Annotated in this window: 24 protein-coding genes and 3 pseudogenes; 9 read left to right on the top strand and 18 right to left on the bottom strand. The window is 68.0% G+C overall.

The annotated features are described in order from the left end of the window. Nucleotides 1-48 precede the first annotated feature (48 nt). The 4 genes and pseudogenes from ACOJVU_RS03815 to ACOJVU_RS03800 form a co-directional block, all read right to left on the bottom strand. Nucleotides 49-1,458: a glucose-6-phosphate dehydrogenase gene (locus ACOJVU_RS03815; protein WP_421528565.1), complete on the bottom strand. Its 1,410-nt coding sequence runs from the start codon at nucleotides 1,456-1,458 to the stop codon at nucleotides 49-51. Between the two features lie 249 nt (nucleotides 1,459-1,707). After that, nucleotides 1,708-1,830 (bottom strand): annotated as a pseudogene (locus ACOJVU_RS03810) (type II toxin-antitoxin system PemK/MazF family toxin); the annotation flags it as partial. Beyond that, nucleotides 1,817-2,058, bottom strand: a pseudogene (locus tag ACOJVU_RS03805) (ribbon-helix-helix protein, CopG family). The pseudogenes ACOJVU_RS03805 and ACOJVU_RS03810, both read right to left, overlap by 14 nt. Beyond that, nucleotides 2,055-2,258 (bottom strand): hypothetical protein, encoded by a 204-nt coding sequence (locus ACOJVU_RS03800; protein ID WP_421528564.1) that lies wholly within the window; start codon nucleotides 2,256-2,258, stop codon nucleotides 2,055-2,057. Before ACOJVU_RS03800 ends, ACOJVU_RS03805 begins: the two are co-directional and overlap by 4 nt. A gap of 67 nt (nucleotides 2,259-2,325) precedes the next feature. Here ACOJVU_RS03800 and ACOJVU_RS03795 point away from each other — a divergent pair, with 67 nt between their 5' ends. Beyond that, the gene (locus ACOJVU_RS03795; protein ID WP_421528574.1) at nucleotides 2,326-3,006 is read left to right on the top strand and encodes a guanylate cyclase; all 681 of its coding nucleotides are present in this window, start codon (nucleotides 2,326-2,328) and stop codon (nucleotides 3,004-3,006) included. 15 nt (nucleotides 3,007-3,021) lie between these two features. Here ACOJVU_RS03795 and ACOJVU_RS03790 read toward each other — a convergent pair whose 3' ends face one another. From ACOJVU_RS03790 to ACOJVU_RS03780, 3 genes are all read right to left on the bottom strand, one after another. Continuing rightward, nucleotides 3,022-3,345, bottom strand: a complete 324-nt coding sequence (locus tag ACOJVU_RS03790) for a putative quinol monooxygenase (RefSeq protein WP_421528563.1) — start codon at nucleotides 3,343-3,345, stop codon at nucleotides 3,022-3,024. Between the two features lie 362 nt (nucleotides 3,346-3,707). Next, nucleotides 3,708-4,235: a peptidoglycan endopeptidase gene (locus ACOJVU_RS03785; protein WP_421528562.1), complete on the bottom strand. Its 528-nt coding sequence runs from the start codon at nucleotides 4,233-4,235 to the stop codon at nucleotides 3,708-3,710. Between the two features lie 195 nt (nucleotides 4,236-4,430). Further along, nucleotides 4,431-5,975 carry a threonine/serine ThrE exporter family protein gene (locus ACOJVU_RS03780; protein ID WP_421528561.1) on the bottom strand — a complete coding sequence of 515 codons (1,545 nt, stop codon included), beginning with the start codon at nucleotides 5,973-5,975 and terminating at the stop codon, nucleotides 4,431-4,433. 237 nt (nucleotides 5,976-6,212) lie between these two features. Here ACOJVU_RS03780 and ACOJVU_RS03775 point away from each other — a divergent pair, with 237 nt between their 5' ends. Then, on the top strand, nucleotides 6,213-6,602 hold the full coding sequence (locus ACOJVU_RS03775) for a DUF732 domain-containing protein (RefSeq protein WP_421528560.1): 390 nt from the start codon (nucleotides 6,213-6,215) through the stop codon (nucleotides 6,600-6,602). Nucleotides 6,603-6,725: 123 nt separating this feature from the next. On the opposite strand, the gene ACOJVU_RS03770 is transcribed toward ACOJVU_RS03775, so the two are convergent. The 7 genes from ACOJVU_RS03770 to ychF all read right to left on the bottom strand — a co-directional run bounded on the left by ACOJVU_RS03770 (nucleotide 6,726) and on the right by ychF (nucleotide 10,009). Continuing rightward, nucleotides 6,726-6,989, bottom strand: coding sequence for a type II toxin-antitoxin system RelE family toxin (locus ACOJVU_RS03770; protein WP_421528559.1), 264 nt, complete (start codon nucleotides 6,987-6,989; stop codon nucleotides 6,726-6,728). Beyond that, nucleotides 6,986-7,270: a type II toxin-antitoxin system Phd/YefM family antitoxin gene (locus ACOJVU_RS03765; RefSeq protein WP_421528558.1), complete on the bottom strand. Its 285-nt coding sequence runs from the start codon at nucleotides 7,268-7,270 to the stop codon at nucleotides 6,986-6,988. Before ACOJVU_RS03765 ends, ACOJVU_RS03770 begins: the two co-directional genes overlap by 4 nt. 96 nt (nucleotides 7,271-7,366) lie before the next feature. After that, nucleotides 7,367-7,735: a PIN domain-containing protein gene (locus tag ACOJVU_RS03760; protein ID WP_421528557.1), complete on the bottom strand. Its 369-nt coding sequence runs from the start codon at nucleotides 7,733-7,735 to the stop codon at nucleotides 7,367-7,369. Next, nucleotides 7,736-7,927, bottom strand: a complete 192-nt coding sequence (locus ACOJVU_RS03755) for a type II toxin-antitoxin system VapB family antitoxin (RefSeq protein WP_421528556.1) — start codon at nucleotides 7,925-7,927, stop codon at nucleotides 7,736-7,738. A 97-nt stretch (nucleotides 7,928-8,024) separates the two neighbouring features. Beyond that, the gene (locus ACOJVU_RS03750; protein ID WP_421528555.1) at nucleotides 8,025-8,213 is read right to left on the bottom strand and encodes a hypothetical protein; all 189 of its coding nucleotides are present in this window, start codon (nucleotides 8,211-8,213) and stop codon (nucleotides 8,025-8,027) included. Beyond that, entirely contained in the window at nucleotides 8,210-8,869 is a 660-nt protein-coding gene (locus ACOJVU_RS03745; protein ID WP_421528554.1) for a TetR/AcrR family transcriptional regulator, read from the bottom strand. The genes ACOJVU_RS03750 and ACOJVU_RS03745 overlap by 4 nt, the downstream gene beginning before the upstream one ends. A gap of 66 nt (nucleotides 8,870-8,935) precedes the next feature. After that, entirely contained in the window at nucleotides 8,936-10,009 is a 1,074-nt protein-coding gene (gene ychF, locus ACOJVU_RS03740) for a redox-regulated ATPase YchF (protein WP_421528553.1), read from the bottom strand. Nucleotides 10,010-10,172: 163 nt separating this feature from the next. Between ychF and ACOJVU_RS03735 the strand changes: the two genes are divergently transcribed. Next, nucleotides 10,173-11,402 (top strand): DUF6542 domain-containing protein, encoded by a 1,230-nt coding sequence (locus ACOJVU_RS03735; protein WP_421528552.1) that lies wholly within the window; start codon nucleotides 10,173-10,175, stop codon nucleotides 11,400-11,402. A 122-nt stretch (nucleotides 11,403-11,524) separates the two neighbouring features. On the opposite strand, the pseudogene ACOJVU_RS03730 reads toward ACOJVU_RS03735, so the two are convergent. Further along, nucleotides 11,525-12,520: pseudogene (locus ACOJVU_RS03730) on the bottom strand (4-hydroxy-3-methylbut-2-enyl diphosphate reductase); the annotation flags it as partial. A gap of 101 nt (nucleotides 12,521-12,621) precedes the next feature. Here ACOJVU_RS03730 and ACOJVU_RS03725 point away from each other — a divergent pair. The 4 genes from ACOJVU_RS03725 to ACOJVU_RS03710 all read left to right on the top strand — a co-directional run bounded on the left by ACOJVU_RS03725 (nucleotide 12,622) and on the right by ACOJVU_RS03710 (nucleotide 16,019). Beyond that, nucleotides 12,622-13,242: a lipid droplet-associated protein gene (locus ACOJVU_RS03725; protein WP_421528551.1), complete on the top strand. Its 621-nt coding sequence runs from the start codon at nucleotides 12,622-12,624 to the stop codon at nucleotides 13,240-13,242. Continuing rightward, complete coding sequence (gene xseA / locus ACOJVU_RS03720; RefSeq protein WP_421528550.1) at nucleotides 13,239-14,489, top strand: exodeoxyribonuclease VII large subunit; 1,251 nt, start codon at nucleotides 13,239-13,241, stop codon at nucleotides 14,487-14,489. Before ACOJVU_RS03725 ends, xseA begins: the two co-directional genes overlap by 4 nt. Further along, nucleotides 14,479-14,778, top strand: a complete 300-nt coding sequence (locus ACOJVU_RS03715; protein WP_421528549.1) for an exodeoxyribonuclease VII small subunit — start codon at nucleotides 14,479-14,481, stop codon at nucleotides 14,776-14,778. The genes xseA and ACOJVU_RS03715 overlap by 11 nt, the downstream gene beginning before the upstream one ends. Before the next feature lie 80 nt (nucleotides 14,779-14,858). After that, the gene (locus ACOJVU_RS03710; RefSeq protein ID WP_421528548.1) at nucleotides 14,859-16,019 is read left to right on the top strand and encodes an AI-2E family transporter; all 1,161 of its coding nucleotides are present in this window, start codon (nucleotides 14,859-14,861) and stop codon (nucleotides 16,017-16,019) included. A 190-nt stretch (nucleotides 16,020-16,209) separates the two neighbouring features. On the opposite strand, the gene ACOJVU_RS03705 is transcribed toward ACOJVU_RS03710, so the two are convergent. Both ACOJVU_RS03705 and ACOJVU_RS03700 read right to left on the bottom strand, forming a co-directional pair. Next, entirely contained in the window at nucleotides 16,210-17,007 is a 798-nt protein-coding gene (locus ACOJVU_RS03705; protein ID WP_421528547.1) for a dienelactone hydrolase family protein, read from the bottom strand. Between the two features lie 37 nt (nucleotides 17,008-17,044). After that, a complete protein-coding gene (locus ACOJVU_RS03700; RefSeq protein ID WP_421528546.1) occupies nucleotides 17,045-17,749 on the bottom strand; it encodes a DUF4245 domain-containing protein in 705 nt (234 codons plus the stop codon). A gap of 80 nt (nucleotides 17,750-17,829) precedes the next feature. On the opposite strand from ACOJVU_RS03700, the gene glpX reads away from it, so the two are divergent. Both glpX and ACOJVU_RS03690 read left to right on the top strand, forming a co-directional pair. Next, the gene (gene glpX, locus ACOJVU_RS03695; RefSeq protein WP_421528545.1) at nucleotides 17,830-18,927 is read left to right on the top strand and encodes a class II fructose-bisphosphatase; all 1,098 of its coding nucleotides are present in this window, start codon (nucleotides 17,830-17,832) and stop codon (nucleotides 18,925-18,927) included. Between the two features lie 74 nt (nucleotides 18,928-19,001). Then, a complete protein-coding gene (locus tag ACOJVU_RS03690) occupies nucleotides 19,002-20,432 on the top strand; it encodes a class II fumarate hydratase (protein ID WP_421528544.1) in 1,431 nt (476 codons plus the stop codon). Between the two features lie 295 nt (nucleotides 20,433-20,727). Here the strand turns inward: ACOJVU_RS03690 and ACOJVU_RS03685 are convergent, their stop codons facing one another. Continuing rightward, nucleotides 20,728-21,603 (bottom strand): polysaccharide deacetylase family protein, encoded by an 876-nt coding sequence (locus tag ACOJVU_RS03685; RefSeq protein WP_421528543.1) that lies wholly within the window; start codon nucleotides 21,601-21,603, stop codon nucleotides 20,728-20,730. Between the last annotated feature and the right edge of the window lie 24 nt (nucleotides 21,604-21,627).

Here is a 21,627-nt window from a genome sequence, read left to right as displayed (position 1 = left end):
GTCTCCTCGATTTCGGGTCGTCCCTGTCGGGTCATCACTGTCGGGTCGTCACTCTCGTGCCTGCGGATCACGTGGCAGCCAGGGCTCCTGCCAGGTGCGATGGCCCCGCAGCAGCGACTGCGTGGTGTCGGGGCCCCAGGACCCCGGGTCGTAGTGATGGATCCGGCCCGGAGCGTCCAGCAGGGGCTGCACGATCCGCCACGTCTCCTCGATGGCGTCCTCGCGGGCGAAAAGCTGGCGGTCCCCCATCAATCCGGCATAGAGCAGCCGCTCGTAAGGCCGCACCGGCTCACCGAGATCCTCGGCGAACGACGAATCCATGTGAACGCTCTGCCACGAGGTGCCGACTTGGGCCGACAACTGCAGGCGCATCCCCGGGTCGGGGTCGATGCGCAGCACGATCTGGTTGGCCTCGGGGGGCCGGCGGTTGGGCAGGAAGGAAAAGCCGGGCACGTGATGCAGGAACATCCGCACCTCGGTGACCTTCGTCGGCAATGCCTTGCCGGCCCGCAAAAAGATCGGCACACCGGCCCAGCGCCAGTTGTCGATCTCGGTTCGCAGGGCGACATAGGTCTCGGTTTGTGAATCCTGTGCCACACCGGCCACCTCGGTGTAGCCGCGGTACTGGCCGCGGACGCATCGATCAGGATGCATCGCCGGCATCGCCCGGAACACCTCGGCTTTTTTGTCGTTCACGTCATCTGCGCCGGGACCGACCGGGGGTTCCATGGCCACGAGCGCGAGCACCTGTAGCAGGTGGTTCTGCACCACGTCACGCAAGGTTCCCACCGCGTCGTAGAACTTGCCGCGGTCCTCGACCCCGAAGTTCTCGGCCATGGTGACGTGAATCTCGGAAATGGCGTTGCGGTCCCAAATTTCGGTCAGAGCACGATTGGCAAAACGCAGGTACTGCAGCTCTTCGACGGGTTGTTTGCCCAGAAAATGGTCCACCCGCAGGATCTGGTTTTCCTCGAGCACCGCGCGCAACCGCGCGTTGAGGTCTCGCGCGGACTCGAGGTCGTGACCGAACGGCTTCTCCACCGCGACGCGGGCACGCTCGAGCAACTCGGCCTTGGCGAGGTTCTCCACGATGGGCGCGAACAAGGACGGCGGCATCTCCAGGTAGAAGAACGGGCTGCGGCCCGGCCCGATTGCTTCGGTCAGCTGCTTGTACAGCTTGTCGTCCAAAACGTCGCCGTGCAGGTAGGAGAACCGTTGCGCCAGCCGCTCGAACACCGCCTCGTCGAACTTCTCACCGCTGGCGACGATGTGCTCCCGCCCCCTGGCCATCAGCTCCCCGACGGAGATGGCGTCGCTGGCCACACCCACGATGGGGCAGTTCAGCAGGTGGCGGGACTCGAGCCGGTAGAGGGCTCGAAACGTCATCTTGCGGGCCAGATCCCCGGTGATCCCGAAGATCACCAGCACATCTGACGGGCTGATGTCACCGTCGGCCAAAACCGCACCTTTCCGAACGTCACCTGATCGGCTTACTTGAGAATCGGCTTACTTGAGAATCGACGTGCTTGAGAATCGACGTGCTTGAGAATCGACGTGCTTGAGACCCATTACCCGCGGCGGCCGCTTTCCACCCTAGACACTGCGCTGGGGCCCGACAACCCGACTCGGACCCACGCGCGCCCGGCCATGAGGCGTGGCGTCGCTGCTGCGCCGCATCTCGCGGTCGACGCCCGGGAGCGATCGCGGACCCGGACGCGGCCTGGTGAAAACCGCCATACCGATGCGATCGGCAACCGGATCTCCGGTGAGAACGAGCACGGGCCGGTCGCCACCGGATGTCGCGGCACACCACCGTTCACCTCGCCGCATCGGCCCAGTCAGCCCAGTCCTCGGCAGGGCCCCACTCGGCGATCTCGACGAGGGCCTTCTCGTCATCGATCACGGGCTGCTCGGCGGCGCGTGCACGTCGTGGTCGGCCGTGAGCTCGGCCACGTGGCGTCGGAGCGCCTCGCGGAGAAGCTCCGGGCGGTCGATGTGCAGCCGACGAGACCACTGATCGACCGCGGCCGCGTCCTCGCCGCCGACGCGAAAGCTCACGAACGCTTGTTCGCCGTGCGAGACGAAGCCGAATCGTGACGACTGTTCGCCTCGGCCTCGGCCAGCCTCTGATGCAGACGGGCGCGCACCTGATCGGGGGTATACGCGCGTCGTCTGCGTTGATCGCGCACGACCAGCGCTCCCCCGGCCACCACGCCGGCGACGCCGGCCAATCCCAGCCACTTCCACGTGCTGCGCATGACGGCAGGATATCGCCGGGTGGTCCCGACGCTGCTGCGTAACCTCGGCGAGCGACAATCACCGATCATGCTGTCCCTGGATCGTGCACTCGACGAAACCCGTACCGGCGACCTCTGGCTGTTCCGTGGCGGGTCACGGCCCGACCGCGCAATCCAGACCCTGACCAACAGTCCGGTCAACCACGTCGGGATGACTGTCGCCCTCGACGACCTGCCACCGCTGATCTGGCATGCCGAGCTGGGCGACAAACTGGTCGACATGTGGACCGGCACCAACCACCGCGGTGTCCAGCTCAACGACTTGCGGCAGGCCGTCGTGCAGTGGACGCAGCGCTACCACCAACGCTGCTGGCTCCGGCAGCTGACCCCCTACGCCGGCCGCGAGCAGGAGAACCAGCTGCTGCAGGTGATCGCGCGGCTCGACGGTACCGCGTTTCCGACGACAGCCCGGCTGACCGGCCGATGGCTGCGTGGGCGACTACCGACCACCTCCGACTGGGTACGGGGAACCCCTTTGCTGGACAATAAGTTTCGCGAGTCGCGGCAACGACACCGAGCCCGCCACAGCGTCGGCCTGGAGACTGCCTACTGCGCGGAGACCGTGGCGGTGACCTACCAGGAAATGGGGCTGCTGGCCACGGACAAGAACTCGAACTGGTTTGACCCCGGCTCGTTCTGGAGCGGCGACGCTCTCCCACTGGCACCGGGCTACCGCCTGGGCGCCGAGATCGCGATCGATCTCGGCTGAGCCCGGACTCGCCGGTCAGTCGACCGTCATCTCCCCCATCAGCGACCACCCCGTCGCCTCGACCGTCTGGCTGATGATCTTGGGCGTGGACTTCAGCGCCTGCGGCAGTTCGTGCATCGCCTTCGCGAAGTGAGCGCTGTTGACATGCACACCACCCGCATCGCCGTCGCGGAACGCCTCGACCAGGACGTACTCGTGCGGGTTCGCCAGGCTGCGAGACCACTCGAACCATAGGTTGCCGGGCTCGGCGCGCGTGGCGGCAGTGAACCCGGCAACCAGCTCCGGCCAGCGCTCCGTCCACTCCGGCCTGGTCTCGAACTTGACGACGATGAAGATCAATGCCCGCCCCGATGTTCGGTGCTCGATGGTTCGACGGGGCCCGCTCGGATTCCCCGGGCGGAACCCCCCCGGGTGGATTCCCCGGGCGGGGCCAGCTTATACGGCTTCCCCCGGGGGATTCTCGGAACGGACCCGCCATGCCGGACACCAGACATGAACCGAGAACAGTAAGCCGGAGTTACAGCAAATTGTCTTCTGATCTTTATCGGTCTTTATCAAAGCGTGAGCGTATCGTCGCAGTAGTGTTACTTCACCGCTGCGTCATTTGATCTGGAGACGGATCTCCAGATTTTGTCGACAGAAATCAGAATCATTGATCGGATGGACACAGCATTGATATATTCGTGAAACTCACGGGAAACTCACGGCCCCGGCGGCGGCAATTCCCCGGGCGGCGCAGCCGGCATGTCAGGAGCCGTGTCGTCGACCAGAACAGCCGGCACATCCGACGGTGGGGCCGCGTCCCCGGGGGGTGGCAGGGGCGCGTCCGGCGGGGGGGTCGGCAGTTCCGCATCGTCCGGCGGAACGGGTAAGAACATGTGGTGAGTGAAACCGGCCTGGTAGGCGCCCTGACCACCGACGCGTACACCGCCGCGCTCGCCACTGGACACCGCGGTGCCGTCGGGCAATGTCACGGCGGTGTGGCCACCGTTCCAGCCGATGACCACGGCATCGGGAGCGGTTCCATAATGAAATCCCCGCGCCAACAAAGCGGCTTCCTCATTACCCGTGTCGAATCGATCCCCGAAGACCGGCCGGTCTGCCGCCGCATTTGCTATCCAGGAAGCCAACCCCGAGCAGTCGGTCCCGGCGGGAGAATCCCCACCCGAAATATAGGGTGTACCGGATAACTGATTGACAAGCGAAACCAACGCGGCTAAAACTACCATGGGCAGGCACGCTAGCAATTACCGACACTGTGCTCCAAAATTTGTGGCGTAGTTCATTCGAATACAAGACCATGGCATTCGTCTCACCCGGAGCCAATTACGGTGGACAAGCTTGCGGCCCGGGCCCGCGTGACGTGGGGTCCCCCGCAGCTCGAGGTCGCGGCAACCGCTACCGGGCGTCGCTCTCGCCGGCGTTCAGGTGTTCGGGAGGTGCTCGGCAGGTTCGGGCTCCAACGCGACGCTGCGCGAGCGCTGCCTGCGGGGGCCGACGGGCTGCGGCCGCGTGGCAGGCTTCAGGTGCACGACACGGCCGACGGCCCGGCGGATGCCAGGCGGCCCCTCGAGCCGGAACAGGTCGCCGATGCGGCCGGCGCGGTACCGCAGCGGCGAGCCGACGAACTCGCCGAGCACCGCCCCGCTACCGAGAGCCAGCGCCGTCGTCGCGGCCCCCACCAGTTGGGCTTGGGCGTCGTTGAAGTTCTTGTCGACGGCGAAGTAGAACACCGCCCGGAAAATCGCCAGGCCCGGCAGCATCGGCATGATCCCGGCGGTCGCCGTCACCAGGGCGGGAGCCTGCCGACGGATCGAGATCAGCGTGGCCAGGAAACCGACGCCGACCGCGGCGAGCCCGGCGGCGATCACCTGGCCGAACCCGGCCGACCCCAGACCGATCAACGCGAACTCGGCCAGCCCGGCGGCGAGCCCGCCGGTGGCCACCGAACGCAGCGGCGCGTAGCTCGCGACGGTCAGGCACGCCCCGGCCAGCGCGGCGCCGGACACCGCAAGCAGGATCGCCAGCGGACGGTCCGGCACCACGAAGGTTTCCGCAGCATTCATGTACAGCTCGATCGTGATGCCGGCAAGGGCGGCGACCTGCAGTCCGGCGAGGATGCCGACGACGATCCCCGACGTCAGGAACAGTGCGTCGCCGAGCCTGGCGACCGCGGGCAGCATGTAGCCGGTCACCGCGTCCTGCACGGCACCTACCAAGGTCATCCCCGAGAGCAGCATCATGATCCCGGTGACCACCAACGCGCTGGGGCCCTGGCCGGCGAACAGGTAGGCCGCCACCGCCACCAGGGTCGCGATCGTGGCTCCGGTCACGTACTGGAAGAACAGCGGGGTCCCGACCCGGTTCAACAACCTGCCCACCCGGTCGATCACCGCAGCCGTCACGGCGGCCAGGACACAGGTGAGCCAGGTGCCGCCGAGCAGCATGGCGATGCCGAGGGCGAAGCCCGCCCACCCGACCGTCGCCAGCCACCGCGGGTAGGGGTGCGGCCGGGCGATCAGCTCGTCCATGGCTTCCTGAGCCGCGTCGACCGCGACACCGCCGGAAGTGATCCGGCCGACGAGCCGGTCCAGCTCGGCCAGCCGAGAGTAGTCGGCGGACCGGGTGCGCACCGACCGCACGATGGTGACCGGCGGGCTGTCCGCGGTGGACAGCGCCGACACGATGATGGTGGTGACCGCGATGTCGACGACACAGTCGGTGAGCCCGTAGGCCTGGGTCACGTCCTGAGCGGTCGCGACGACATCCGCGGTCCCCGACCCCGACGACAGCATCACCTCGGCGAGCCGGATGGTGAGATCGACGACCTTGCGGGTATGCACATCGTCGACGCTCGCCGCGGCTCGGCTGCGCCGGCCGGCCACGGGCACCGGATCGCGGCGCCCGCGCAGCGCGATCTGCAGGCCACTGCGCAAGCGCGCCGCGCCGCCCGATCGATCTTGGGTCATCGCCAGGCCAGGGTACTTGGGCCGCCGAACCGGCGGACCCGCGCGCCCGGTGCCGGTGCGACGCGTCGGTCGCGGCCCCGACCGGCGCGGATCTGTCGCGGATCTGTCGCGGATCTGTTACGCCACGGAAAACTCTCCGCGGGCCCGTCCGACGCCAGATAAAATCGCGCGAGTTCACGTCGTCACTCTCCAGTGCCAGCCACCGGACGCCGCGGAATTCGACTCGAGGAGGGTGTCATGGTGGTACGAGCCGTCGCTTTGCTGGTCGTTTCCCTCGGACTCGCCGCACCGGCCCGTGCGGACGCCACCGACGATGCATTCATCGCCAACCTCGACACCTCCGGCATGAATTACGGGGCACCCGAGAAGGCAATCCAGGTCGCCAAGACCGTCGTCTGCGCCACCCTCGGCAGCAACCCCGACACCAGCAACGCGGACCTGGTCACCAAGGTCAGCGACGCCACCAACTGGCCACCGCTGAACGCCGCCTACTTCACGGGAGCCGCGATCCAGGCCTACTGCCCCCAGTACGGCTCCCTCGCGGTCCCCACCCTTCCCAAGCGGGGCCCCCAAGACCCCGGCACGGCTCCCTCAGCGCCCCCGGAACCGAAAGTTGAATCGGCGTGAGCGGTCAGCAGTCCCCGACGACTGTCAGCCTCGGGTACGAGAGCCGCCGCGACGGCAGCGCGCACATCCCCCACGCTGGACGCGTCCGCTCTCCACGTTGACGTGGAACTCGACCACGTCGCGTCATTGGTAAACGTCGCGACGATGCGCGATGTGGATCACCCGGACAACGACTCTGTCGTCGAAAACCTGGTAAAGCAAACGGAATTCACCTCGGCTCGCCGAGAACCGGCCCTCCATCCGACCGCGCAGCGGCTTGCCCACCTGATGGGGATTCTCGGCCAGCGGGCCTCTGATGAACTCCCAGCAGGCGACTGCGACTGCTTCGGGCAACAACTCGGTCAGAGCCCTTTTCGCAGTCTTTGTCAATTCGATGCGGTAGCTCACCGTGGCAGCCGGCCAGCGGCGCGCATCTCCGCTGCTACCTCCTCGAGCGAGAAGATCTCACCTTTTTCAGCCTCGGATTCGGCCTCTCGGACCTCGCGCATCAGTTCCTGATCGCTGAGGATCGCCAAGGTCTCCATGATCGAGTCGAAGTCATCCGCACTGAGGATCACCGCGGCCCGGCGCCCTTGTCGAGTCACCTCGATCCGCTGGTGCGTGCGCACCGCCTCCGCGACGAGCTTTGACAGGTTTGCCCGTACCTCGGCGAGCGGCAGCGTCATCATGTACAGAATGCTAGCGTGAATGGGCGATTCGTCGTGGTCTGCCGGCGGTTACACGTTGAACCGGAACTCGGTCACGTCGCCGTCGGCCAAGCAACGTCAAACATCGAACAACGCGACACCCACATCGGCCGCCGCGGCCTTGAACCGCTTGTCTCGCGTCCAGAGCTGCGCCCCTTGGACCATGGTGACCGCGGCCATGAGGTGGACGTCGACCGCACTCAGGCCACGCCCCCAAAGCTTGCGCCGATCAGTGAAGTGGAGGATTTCGTGGTGGTGGACAGTCGGGAACTGGCGCAGATTCGCGAGCAGGTCGAGCACCACATCCCGCTGCGAGATCGACCCGAGCGCGATTTCCTCGATGACCAACGGGTGACAGCCGACTTCGTCGGCCTCCAGCAACTCGACCAGTCTCGACTCCGTCGCGTGGAGATGGTCTATCCACACCGCGGTGTCGACAAGGATCATTTAGTCGCACCGCCGCCTGAGACCGGTCGTCGCCTCGGGGTCCGTTCCGCCCAGCGCGGCAAGACGGCGAGCACTTTCCACCCGGATCAGCGTCTGCAACCCGTGGCGCAGCAGGGCGACGTTCTCGTGTACGCCGGTCAACTCGGCGGCCTTTGCCAACAATTCGTCGTCGATCGTTACGGTTGTCCTCACGGCGCACCTCTATACGTATCATTGATGCCTTAGCATGATGCCACACCTCGGGAGTCACCGCCTTCTGTCACGCTGAACCCTCTACAGGTTGAACCCTCTACGCGTCGAACCGGAACCCCACCGGATGACCCACGGTCACCAGGGCCTGCGAATGCTGCTCAATATCTTTCAGGTGGGAGTTGACGGCGTCGAGCCAGTGCGGCGAGAACCGGTTTTCGCCTTCTCCCAAGGTCAAGACGGCGACCGGCCCATGGTGATCGACAGTTGTGGTCATGGCGTTGCTCATGGCGCGCTCCTCGAATCGGGTTTGGTGGATCTGCTGGGCGGGTCCGGCGGTGTCAATGTCAGCACAGCGCGCACGGCGGCATCGAGTCGTTGCAGCGCCGCTGCGTCCGGCACCCTCGTGCCACTGACCACCAGGGCGGTGGGGAGTTCGACCACGCAGGCGCGGATGGCGGCTACCGCGTGGCGATCGCGCCTATTCCAGAGGTTTTCGGCAAGTGCGATGAGCAGACCGGCAAGCTCATTGTCGAGTTGACGCAGTTCTTCGGCCAACGGAGCGGGCACGTCGCCAGCTCCGAGGAGTTCGTCTCGATGCACCGCGAGCAGTAATCGGGCTGCGGAAGGGTACTCGACGAGGAACGTTGCAGGGCACACGGCGGCCGCAACCACCGCTTCGACCGCTGCTTCGTGCGAAGCGCCGGGTGCCAGCGCCTCGGCTACTGCGGCGCGCTGAACGCTCAGGTAGCGCTTCGCGGCGCGCAACCATGCTTGACCCAACAGTCCGCCACGAGACCCGAACGCGTGATAAATGGCTCCATTCGAGATCGCCGTCACCTCGGACAGAGCGCGAATGGTGACCGCGTGCGGGCCGGATTGCGCGGCAAGCTGTTCAGCCGCATCCAGAAGGGAGACGCGATCGAGCGTTCTGGGGCGAGCCACCCGGACACCATAACAGAGCAAACGCTCTGAAATTGGATCGGCGGGAACTATTGAGACATCGCGGCCCTACACGTTAAATCTGAACTCGACCACGTCGCCGTCGGCCATGACGTAGTCCTTGCCCTCCATCCGCACCTTGCCGGCCGCCTTGGCCGCCGCCATCGAGCCGGCGGCCATCAGGTCGTCGTAGGACACGATCTCGGCTTTGATGAAACCCTTCTCGAAGTCGGTGTGGATCACCCCGGCCGCCTTGGGCGCGGTATCGCCCCGGTGGATCACCCACGCCCGCGCCTCCTTGGGGCCCGCCGTCAGGAAGGTCTGCAGGGCGAGGGTGTGGAAACCGGCGCGGGCCAGCGCGTCCAGGCCGCGCTCGCTCTGCCCGATCGACTCCAGCAGCTCGGCGGCCGATTCGTCGTCGAGCTCGTTGAGCTCGGCTTCGATCGCCGCGTCCAGGAAAACCGCGTCGGCCGGTGCGACGAGCGCGCGCAACTCCGCGACGTGCGCGGGGTCGGTGAGCACCGACTCGTCGGCGTTGAACACATAGAGGAACGGCTTGGTGGTCAGCAGGTTGAGCTCGCGCAGCAGCGTGGCGTCGACTCCCGCGCCGAACAGTGTCGTGCCGCCGTCGAGCACCTGCTGGGCGCTCACCGCCGCCTCGAATACCGGCCTGCGCTCCTTGTTGGTGCGCGCTTCCTTCTCCAGCCTGGGCAGCGCGCGCTCGAGGGTCTGCAAATCGGCCAGGATCAACTCCGTCTCGACCACCTCGATGTCGGAGTTGGGATCCACCGCTCCGGCGACGTGGGTCACGTCGCCGTCGGCGAACACCCGCACCACCTGGCAGATGGCGTCACACTCGCGGATGTGGGCCAGGAACTTGTTGCCCAGCCCGGCCCCCTCGGACGCTCCCTTGACCAGACCGGCGATGTCGACGAAGGTGACCGGCGCCGCCACGATGCGCTCGGAGGAGAACATCTGCGCCAGCTTGTCCAGCCGTGAATCGGGCAACGCGACCACACCCTCGTTCGGTTCGATCGTCGCGAACGGATAGTTGGCCGCCACCACATTGTTGCGCGTCAGCGCATTGAACAGCGTCGACTTGCCGACGTTGGGCAGACCCACGATTCCCAGGCTCAGGCTCACAGGGAGCCAAGTCTAGGCTCCGCGTCGGCGCCGGCCCGCCGCGGATTCACCGGCACAAGACAACTGAAGAAGGAGGCTCAAGAAAGAAGGATCACAGGTGGCACGCCCGGGCCGCGCCCCGCGAGATACGCCTCTTTCGGGTCATTGCCGGTACGGTCGACGTGTGTCAGCACAGCGGGGAGGCTCGGCGGTGGAGACCGCCCATCGCTCGGCTCACCCCAACATCCCAGGTGTGCGCTGGTGGACTGGCCTGCTCATCGCCGTCACCGCGACCGCGATCGGCTACGGGATCGACGCCGGCCACAAGGAGCTGACCCACGTCTTCGCCGGCTTCTACATCGCCGGATGTGTGGCAGCGGTACTGGCCGTGCGGCAAGAGGACCTGTTCACCGCGATCATCCAACCGCCGCTGATCCTGTTCTGTGCGGTACCGGGCGCCTACTGGCTGTTCCACGGGGGCAAGATCGGACACCTCAAAGACGTGCTGGTGAACTGCGGCTACCCGCTCATCGAGCGGTTCCCGCTGATGCTGGGCACCGCCGGCGGCGTCCTGCTGATCGGGCTGCTCCGGTGGTACTTCGGGATGTCGCGCCGGTTGACGTCCCAGGCCGACACGCCCGACACCGCGACGGACGCCTCGGCGCGGGACGCGCGCTCCTTCCTCAACTTCTTCCTCAACTTCCTCAACGACATCGCCGCCAGGCTGCGCTCGCTGTTGCGCCCCGAGTCCGGCGGGGACGAATATTACGGGGACGAGTCCGACGGTGAGGTCGCCGACGCGGCACGCTCGTCGGGCGCACGCCGGGGCCGCGCGGGCGGCGCCTCGGCCACTCGCCGACGAGCGACGCGCGGTGCTGCTGGGACGACGCGCAGCACTCGCACCCGCTCCCGCACCGCCAGACATCCACTCGACGACGAGCTGGGCGCGCGAGCCGAGGGTCCGCGGCGGCCGCGGCGCCGTGGCGAGGCAGCGACGCGCGACCACGACGCCGCCGAGCCGCCGCGCCGCACACGGCGCCGCCCGCGGCCAGGGTCCGTCCCGGATCCGCGCGACCACCAGCCACCCGGGGAGTCCCGCCGCGAGCCGCGACAACGCCGCAACCCCTACGAGCGTTCGGTGCCGCGCAGCAGCCGCTTCGACGGCTACGACAGATATGACCCGCCCGGGGCGCCCGCGCGCTACGGAACCCCCGAGCGGTACGACCGCCATGAGCCGGCCCACGAACCGAGGCGGCGCCGGCCCGCCAATGGGGCGGGCTCCTACCATCACCCGATATCGCAGGTCCGCTACCGCGCGGACGTACCCGTGGACGAGTCGAGGGCCGAGCCGAGCGGCCGGTACCGCCCTGGGTCCCGGTCCAACAGCCGGTCCACCAGCGAATCCTGGGAGTAGGACGTCTAACGGGTTTAGGACGTCTAACGGGTTTAGGACGTCTAAGAGCCCTGCCTGCCCGGCCGGATTTCCCTGGGCCGGATTTCCCTGGGCCGGATTTCCCTGGGCCGGATTTCCCTGGGCCGGATTTCCCTGGGCAGGGCGAACACCAGCGTTTCCTGCGCCGTCGTCACCGGCTGCACCACGTCGAAGCCGCCGTCAGCGAGCCGCTCCAGCACTCCGCGCACCAGCACCTCCGGGACTGACGCACCCGAGGTGACACCCACCGTCGTGACGCCCTCCAGCCACGCCGGGTCGATGTCGTCGGCCCAGTCGACCAGGTGAGCGGCCCGCGCGCCGCCGCTCAGGGCCACTTCGACCAGCCGCACCGAATTCGACGAATTGGCCGACCCGACGACAATGACGAGCTCGCACTCGGGCGCCATCGCCTTGACCGCCACCTGACGGTTCTGAGTGGCATAGCAGATGTCGTCGCTGGGGGGATCCTGCAGGTTCGGGAACCGCTGCCGCAGCCGCTCGACGATCTCCATCGTCTCATCGACCGACAGCGTGGTCTGGGACAGCCAGACAACCTTGTTCTCGTCACGCACGGTGACGTTGTCTGCCGCGGAGACCCCGTCGACCAGCTGCACGTGCTCGGGCGCCTCCCCGGCGGTACCGATGACCTCCTCATGACCCTCGTGGCCGATCAGGAGGATGTCGTAGTCGTCGCGGGCGAACCGCCTCGCCTCGTTGTGCACCTTGGTCACCAGCGGGCAGGTGGCGTCGATGGTCTGCAAGTTGCGTTCGGCGGCCGCGGCATACACCGTCGGCGCGACGCCGTGCGCGGAGAACACCACGATAGCGCCCTCGGGGACCTGGTCGGTTTCCTCCACGAACACCGCACCGGCCTGCTGCAGAGTGTCGACCACGTGTCGGTTGTGCACGATCTCGTGCCGCACGTAAACGGGTGCGCCGTGGCGTTCCAGCGCGCGCTCGACCGTCTCGACGGCCCGATCGACACCCGCACAGTAGCCACGCGGCTCCGCCAGGAGCACCCGTTTGCGAGCCGGGTCGTCGGCTACCGACCTCCCGGTCATGGACGCACCGGGGATCCCCATGTCGACAGTCGGTGGCATGACACTCAGGGTACGTTTCGCCGGCCCGAGGGGCACATGCCCGCCGCCGCGCCGCGCCGCCGGGCTTGGCGTTGGCCGCCGGTTGAGGCAGTCTTGGACCCATGTCTGTTGCACCGTACGGGGTTCGGCTGCTGGTCGGCGCGGCGACGGTCGCCGTCGAGGAAACGATCAGATTGCCGAAGACCATCCTGATGTGCCCGATCACGTTGGTCAGCCAGGCCGCTCAGGTCGTGATGCGGTTCCAGCAGAACCTGGCCGAGCTCGTGATCAAGGGTGACAGCACACTGGAGTCGATCTTTCCCCCGCGGGAGGATCAGCCGGGATGGGCGACATTTGACGAGGATGAGCCCGGCGCCGCCGAGTCGGCGGTGGGCCTGCTCGACGGCCCGCCGAGCCCGGACGGCGGCGGTAGCGAGCGCTTGACCGAGGGGCGGTTCGCGCTGTACTCGGTGAATGACGCCGCCGGGGCGAGGCTTGCCGACGTGCCGCGCCAGGCCGGCGGGCAATCCACGCGCCCCGCGGGCGGATCGGCGGATTCGGGGCCGTCGGTGGCGGCCGACATCGGGTACGCGACGCTGACGCTGGCGCAGTTGCGCGCGCGGCTGCCATCGCTGAGCGTCGAGGAACTCGAAACCCTGCTGGCCTACGAGCAGGCCACCAAGGCCCGGGCGCCGTTCCAGACGCTGCTCGCCAACAGGATCACCCGCGCGAACGCCAAGTGACTCGCGCCCCGAATGCGCAGGAGAACTCGGCCGAGAACCCGTTTCCGGTGCGCGCGGTGGCCATCCGGGTCGCGGGCTGGATCGACAGGCTGGGCACGGTCTGGGTGGAGGGACAGCTCGCCCAGATCACTATGCGGAACGGCTCCAGGACCGTCTTCATGGTGCTGCGCGATCCGGCCGCCGACATGTCGTTGAACGTGACCTGTCCGCGTGACCTGGTGCTCGGTGCGCCGGTGAAATTGGCCGAAGGTACCCAGGTGGTGGTATGCGGCAAGCCGTCCTTCTACACCGGGCGAGGCACATTCTCCCTGCGGCTCAGCGAGATTCGCGCCGTCGGCATCGGTGAGCTACTGGCCCGCATCGAACGGCTGCGCCGCCTGCTGGAGGCCGAAGGGCTATTCGATCCCCGGCTCAAGCGGCCGCTGCCGTTCCTGCCCAACGTGGTCGGGTTGATCACCGGCCGGGCCAGCGCCGCCGAACACGACGTGACCACGGTGGCGCGGGCGCGCTGGCCCGGGGTCCGCTTCGCCGTGCGCAACACCGCCGTGCAGGGGCCGAATGCCGTCCCGCAGATCGTCGAGGCGCTGGGCGAACTCGAGCGCGACGCCGAGGTCGACGTGATCGTGGTGGCCCGCGGCGGCGGCAGCGTCGAGGACCTGCTGCCGTTTTCCGACGAGACGCTGTGCCGCGCGATCGCGGCATGCCGCACGCCGGTCATCAGCGCCATCGGCCACGAACCCGATAACCCACTGTGCGACCTGGTTGCCGACGTGCGCGCCGCCACCCCCACCGACGCGGCCAAGAGGGTGGTTCCCGACACCGCCGCCGAGCAGCGATTGGTCGACGAGCTGCGATTGCGCAGCGCGCAGGCGTTGCGCAGCTGGGTGTCCCGGGAACAGCGGCTGCTGGCCCAGTTGCGCAGCCGCCCGGTGCTGGCCGAGCCGCTGCGCGCGCTCACGGCTCGCGCCGAGGAGGTCCACCGCGCGCACTCAGCGGTACGCCGCGACATCACCCGCCTGATCACCGCCGAGACGGAGCGCATGGGGCACCTGCGCGCGCGGCTGGCGACGCTGGGACCGGCGGCCACCCTGGCCCGCGGCTACGCGGTGGTGCAGACCGTGCCGGACGCGGGGCCCGCGGCGGTGCTCCGGTCGGTCCACGACGCACCCGCGGGCACCAGGTTGCGGGTACGGGTCGCCGACGGCGCCGTGGTGGCGGTGAGCGAGGGGAGCACAGATGGTGCCTGACGAAGACAAGCCTGACGAAGACAAGCCTGACGAAGACGGGCAGGATCGGCCGGTTACGCCCATCAGGGAGCTCGGCTACGAGGCATGCCGAGACGAGTTGATCGAGGTCGTGCGGCTCCTGGAGCAGGGCGGACTGGACCTCGACGCGTCGCTGCAGTTGTGGGAGAGGGGCGAACAGCTGTCCCGACGCTGTGAGGAGCACTTGGCCGGCGCCCGGCGACGCATCGAGGACGCGCTTGCCGCCGGCGAGGCTGACAACGAGGCCGACAACGAGGCCGACAACGCCTGAGTGCGCGCCCGTGCGGACACCGCCGACGCCGACCACCGAGGTTTAAGGTTGCGCTCAGCGGCGATGCGGAGGCGGTCCGGGTGAACACCGAATTCACGCTCACTCAAAAGCGTGCCCTCGCGATCACCACGGTGATTGCGCTGCTGTTCGGTGCGTACTTCCTGCGCGACTACTTCGTGCTCATCGTGGTGGCCGCTGTCGGGTCGTACCTGTTCACGCCACTGTTCGTGTGGTTCACCAGACGCCTGGGGACCGGATTGTCGGCCGCGTGCACCCTGCTCTGTGCGCTGGCCAGCGTCATCGTGCCGATCGGTCTGCTGGTCGGCCTGGCTATCGTGCAGATTTCGCGCATGGTCGACGGCATCACCGGCTGGGTCCAGACGACCGGCCCCAGCGGCCTGGGCGAGAAAACGCTACGGTTCGTCAACGATGTAGCGGCCCGAATTCCGTTCGCGCACGTCACGATCACCACGGAGATGCTGCGCAAGGCGATGCTGACCGTGGCACGCAACGCGGGTGAATGGCTGCTGCATTTTCTGCAGGGCGCGGTCGGCGGCATCGCAGGAGCCATCGCCTCGGCCGTCGTCTTTCTCTACGTCTTCGTCGCGCTGCTGGTCAACCGCGAGAAGATGCGGACGCTGATCGGTCGGCTGAACCCGCTCGGCGAGGACGTCACCGACCTGTATCTGCAGAAGGCGGGCGCGATGGTGCGCGGCACCGTCAGCGGCCAGTTCGTCATCGCGCTGTGCCAGGGTGTGGCCGGGGCCGCATCGATCTACCTGGCCGGATTCCACCACGGCTTCTTCGTTTTCGCGATCGTCCTGACCGCGTTGTCGATCATCCCGCTCGGCGGCGGGATCGTGACGATCCCGTTCGGCGTCGTGATGATCTTCTTCGGCAACGTCATCGGTGGCGCGTTCGTGGTGATCTGGCATCTCGCGGTGGTGACCAACATCGACAACTTTTTGCGGCCGGTCCTGGTGCCCCGCGACGCACGCCTGAACTCCGCGCTCATGTTGCTCTCGGTGTTCGCGGGCATCGCCATGTTCGGGCCCTGGGGAATCGTCATCGGCCCGGTGCTGATGATCCTCATCACGACCACCCTCGAGGTCTACCTCGCGGTGTACGCGGTGAACAACGGCGCCGAAGCCGAAGACGGACCGCCGGCCGTCCCGCCCCTTGCACCGGAACCCCGCGCGCCCAAAACCCCGCGCGCCGGAACCCCTGTCACCGGAACCTAACTAAGTGGTCTTGTAAGTGGTCTTGCCCGTAAGTTCGTCGGGGGTTGTTACCAGACGCCGCTTTTCCGAGTCTGCGCCGGCGGCGTCGAGACTGCGTTCAGCGCTCCCTTTTGCGCCTCAGACTCAAGTGGTCGCCACCGCAGTCTCGGCACCTCAGCGAACGGGCCCGACGAAGCAACGGGCAAGACCACTAAGTCAATCTCCGAGTGAGGAACTCGACCATTCTTTTGCGTGCCTCGTAGGCGGGATGGCCGTCGATTTCGCGCACCTCCTCGGTGAGCACGGAGTGCGCCATCGTGCCGAAGCCGTGCGCGTTGCCCGGGCCGGAGTCGATCTCGATCACCTCGAACGCGTCGCCGAGCCGCTCCTTGAGCGCGGTGAACCGCTCGCCAGGTGACATCTTGTCCCCGCTGAACCGCAACCCCAGGGCGCACAGGCCGTCGTTGGCGCAACGGTCGGCCACGGTGGCCAGCTCGGCCTCGCTGAGCCCGGGATCGCGTCGCTGCGCGGCGGTCAACGGGAAGGGCACGGACGGCTGGCTGAGCACCGGTGCCAGCACGCTCTCGTCGACCGCGGCGGCCAGCGCGAACCCACCGGTGAAGCACTGCCCGATCACGCCGACGCCCTTGCCCGGCGTCGACGCGTTGAGATCACGGGCCAGCGCACGCAGGAACAGCGACACCGGGCGCTGCCTGTTCGTTGCGAACGCTGCGAATTCCCTGGCCACACAGGCCCGGGCGATCGCGCCGGCGATGTAGGCGGCGGTCGTCGGCTTACCCGGCTCGCCGAACAGCGAGGGGATGGCGACGGAGAATCCGTTGTCCACCAGATGGTTGCCCAGCCCCAGCACGCCGGGATGAATCCCCGGCATCTCCGGGATCAGCACCACTCCGGGGCCGGTGCCCTTGCGGTACACGTCGTGGGTGTAGCCGCCGCCGGTGAACGGGGCCACCGACCATCCGGACAGGTCTGCTTGGGGTGCACTCACGTAATTCCTTGTGTCAGTTGGCGTGTCAGTTGGCGTGTCAGTTGCCGTGGTTCGGCGGGCCCGGTAGCGGCGGCTGGGACTGGGTCGCCGAGGCCAGCGTACGGAACTGGTCGGCGCCGCCGGCCCCGGTGATGGCAACCTGGGTGGCACCGGCCGGCCCGGTGAGCCTGGTGGTCCAGATCGGCTCGGCATCGGCGCCGCTCTGACCGGTGCCGCGGTAAACGACCCAGTCGGTGCCGGCGACGTCGACCGAACCGGTGGGGTAGGCCTCGGCATGGATGGAGCCGACCAGCCTGGCCTCGTCGGCATCGCTCTGGGTCAGCCTCAGGTACATCCCGGTGGGGCTGATGTACCCCACGGTCGAGGTGAGCGCATTGCTCCGGCGACCGGTGGCGGGGTCGGTCCGCCCGTTCTGGATGTCACCACGGCCCCCGGAGTTGGGCCGCCAGCCCGCTGGCAGCCGCGGCAGCCGAATGGGAAAGCCCAGCGTCTGCGCGTCCGCGCGCAGGGCCGCCGCCGCGTCGTAGGACGGGATCGTCGGTGCTTTCATCCCGGCGGGCGCGAACGAACACATCCCGACCAGGCCCGCCAGCAGGATGCAGCCCAGCACCAGCGGCATCAGCGACCAGAACATGTCGCGACCGTCCTGCAGCAGCCGCGGCTTGGCCGGCCTGGGCGCCGGGCCGGCGGGGGGAGCCGGCTCGCCGACCAACGCGGCGTCCGCCTGCGGTTTCTCGGTCACCCCTGCAGTATTCCAGTCGTCCGGGGCCAGTCACAGCCCAGCTCCGGCGGACCGGCGTGCTTCTGGAACAATCAGCAGCTATGACAGTTGAGGGCGACCGACCTTCGGAACCCGCCTCGTCGCCGGCCGCCGGGGGCCGCGGGTCGGCGCACCCGCGCTCGCGTGGGGAGCCTCCGGACCGCAACCTGGCGCTCGAACTGGTGCGCGTCACCGAGGCCGGCGCCATGGCCGCCGGCCGCTGGGTGGGCCGCGGCGACAAGGAGGGCGGCGACGGCGCCGCCGTCGACGCCATGCGCGAACTGGTCAACTCGGTGTCGATGCGCGGCGTGGTCGTCATCGGCGAGGGCGAGAAGGACCACGCGCCGATGCTCTACAACGGCGAGGAAGTGGGCAACGGCGACGGCCCGGACTGCGACTTCGCCGTCGACCCGATCGACGGCACCACGCTGATGAGCAAGGGCATGCCGAACGCGATCTCGGTGCTGGCCGTCGCCGAGCGCGGGGCGATGTTCGACCCGTCGGCCGTTTACTACATGAACAAGATCGCCGTCGGGCCCGAGGCGGCGGAGGTGATCGACGTCACCGCACCGATCGCCGAGAACGTCCGGGCGGTCGCCGCGGTGAAGCATCTGTCGGTGCGGGACATGACGGTGTGCATCCTGGACCGGCCCCGGCACGCGAAGCTGATCGAAGACGTCCGAGCCACCGGGGCCCGCATCCGGCTGATCACCGATGGCGACGTCGCCGGCGCGATCTCGGCGTGCCGGTACCAGTCGGGCACCGACATGCTGGCCGGGATCGGCGGCACCCCCGAAGGCATCATCGCCGCCGCGGCGATCCGCTGCATGGGCGGCGCGATCCAGGCGCAGCTGGCGCCGATTGACGACGCGGAGCGCCGCAAGGCACTCGACGCCGGCTACGACCTCGATCAGGTGCTGACCACCGAGGACCTGGTGTCCGGGGAGAACGTCTTCTTCTGCGCAACCGGGGTCACCGACGGCGACCTGCTCAAAGGAGTGCGGTACTACCCCGGCGGTTGCACCACCCAGTCGATCGTGATGCGGTCGAAGTCCGGCACCGTGCGCATGATCGAGGCCTACCACCGGCTCGCGAAGCTCAACGAGTACTCCGCGATCGACTTCACCGGCGACAGTTCCGCCGCCTACCCCCTGCCGTAAACCCACCCACCAGCCCCACCACCAGCCCAGCCACACCACCAGCCCAGCCCCACCACCAGCGAGGACCTTCAGCAATGGCCGACGACGGCTCCGACAACGCCGAGTACCGCATCGAGCACGACACCATGGGCGAGGTCCGGGTACCCGCACAAGCGTTGTGGCGGGCCCAGACTCAACGCGCCGTGGAGAACTTCCCCATCTCGGGCCGCGGCCTGGAACGCGCCCAGATCCGGGCGCTGGGCCTGCTCAAAGGCGCCTGCGCCCAGGTGAACAAGGACCTCGGGCTGCTGGCCCCGGACAAGGCCGACGCGATCATGGCCGCGGCGGCCGAGATCGCCGACGGCCGCCACGACGACCAGTTCCCCATCGACGTCTTCCAGACCGGTTCGGGCACCAGCTCCAACATGAACACCAACGAGGTGATCGCCTCGATTGCAGCCAGGGCCGGGGTCACGGTGCACCCCAACGACGACGTCAACATGTCGCAGTCCTCGAACGACACCTTCCCCACCGCCACCCACATCGCGGCCACCGAGGCCGCGGTGAGCCACCTGATCCCCGCGCTGGAGGTGCTGCAGAACGCGTTGGCCGGCAAGGCCGACGAGTGGCAGACGGTGGTCAAGTCGGGCCGCACGCACCTGATGGACGCGGTTCCGGTGACACTCGGCCAGGAGTTCAGCGGGTACGCCCGCCAGGTCGAGGCCGGCATCGAACGGGTGCGCGCCACCCTGCCCCGGCTCGGGGAGCTGCCCATCGGCGGCACCGCGGTCGGCACCGGCCTCAATGCCCCCGACGGCTTCGGCACCAAGGTGGTGGCGGTGCTGGTGGAGCGGACGGGAATCGCGCAGTTACGCACTGCGACAAACTCTTTCGAGGCCCAAGCCGCCCGCGACGGATTGGTCGAGGCCTCCGGCGCCTTGCGCACCATCGCCGTGTCGTTGACCAAGATCGCCAACGACGTCCGCTGGATGGGATCCGGCCCGCTCACCGGCTTGGCCGAGATCCGGTTGCCCGACTTGCAGCCGGGGAGCTCGATCATGCCGGGCAAGGTGAATCCTGTTCTGCCGGAAGCTGTTACGCAGGTTGCCGCGCAGGTGATCGGCAACGACGCCGCGATCGCCTGGGGCGGGGCGAACGGCGCCTTCGAGCTCAACGTCTACATCCCGATGATGGCGCGCAACATTCTGGAATCGTTCACGCTGCTGACCAACGTGTCGACGCTGTTCGCGCAGCGCTGCATTGCCGGCCTGACGGCCAACGTCGAGCACCTGCGGGAGCTGGCCGAGTCCTCCCCGTCGATCGTGACGCCGTTGAATTCGGCGATCGGTTACGAGGAGGCCGCGGCGGTGGCCAAACAGGCACTCAAGGAGCGCAAGACGATTCGGCAGACCGTGATCGATCGCGGCCTGATCGGAGACAAGCTCTCCATCGAGGAGCTGGACCGCCGCCTCGACGTCTTGGCGATGGCCCGGGTCGAAGCCGACGCTACCCCGGACGAGTCCTGACCCGGCCAGTCTGACCCGGCCAGTCTGACCCGGCCTCCTCACCCGCCGCAGCCGAGAAGTAGGCCTCGGAGCGCCCTCGGAGCGGCCTCGCAGGGTGGACGCTCCGCCGCACACTCCGGAAGCAGCCCAGCGGGCCTGATCAGAGCGGGCCCGGCAACGTGCCTTAGCTGTTCTTGCCTGCTGCGCCCTGCGTGCCGGCGGTGCCGGTGGGGTCACCGGTCCCGTATTCACCGGTAGCACTCCCGGGCTGCCGCCGATCCCGGCCGGTCCCAAAACCCCCTAATTCAGCGCCCTCTTAGGCACCGTTGTTCGGCCCGCCCGAGTTCTGGCCCGGGATGTCGGTGATCGGGAAATTGGGCATCGGCCGCGGTGACGGCGTGTCGGGCAGCGGCGGGATCTCGCTCGCCGGGATGTCGTGCAGGACGTTGGCGGGCGGCCCGTTCTCCCGGCTGCCGTAGCTGCTGCCCGGCGCCCGCGACCCGAGTAGTTCGCTGACCGTCACCATCCGGTAGCCGTTGGCCTTGAGCACCGGGATGAACTGGTACACCAGGTCCACCGTGCTCGAATAGGTGTCGTGGAACAACACCACGGAACCGGGCTTGACGTAGGTCATCAGCATGGAGCGCGTCGCCGCCGTGTTCGAGTCGTTCGCCCAGTCGAAAGGGATGACATCCCAGAGGATTTCGGCCAACCCGTACCGGGCGGCGGTCTGGCGCACCACCTCGTCGGACAGCCCGCCGGCGGGGCGGTACAGCGTGGGCGTGCGGCCGGTCGCGGCGGTGATCGCGTCGTTGGCCCGCGCGAACTGGCCGGCGATGTCCTGGGTGGGGATGGTCGCCATGTTGGGGTGTTCCCAGGTGTGGTTGCCGATCTCCATACCCGCGTCGGCGATGCGCCTGGCCCCGGCCGGGTCGGCTGCCACCTTGTTGCCGATCAGGAAGAAGGTCGCCTTGGCGTCGTTGTCCTGCAATATCTTCAGCAGCCGAGCGTCAAACGGGCTGGGCCCGTCGTCGAACGTCAGCGCGACGCACTTGACCACGGCGCAACTGAGGTCCTCCGCGCGGGTGACGTGGCCGGTGAGGCCGCCGACCACCAGCACCGCGACGGCCGCCACGACACCGAACACCATGCGCCCATAGCGCCAGGCCTGGCTGTCGGGTCGTTTCGGCACGCTGGAAGCCTACCGGCCGGAACG

It is taken from the genome of Mycobacterium sp. THU-M104 (assembly GCF_049197365.1).
GTDB lineage: Bacteria > Actinomycetota > Actinomycetes > Mycobacteriales > Mycobacteriaceae > Mycobacterium.
The sequence above is the reverse complement of the archived record's forward strand: the minus strand, read 5'-3'. Positions and strand labels throughout refer to the sequence as shown.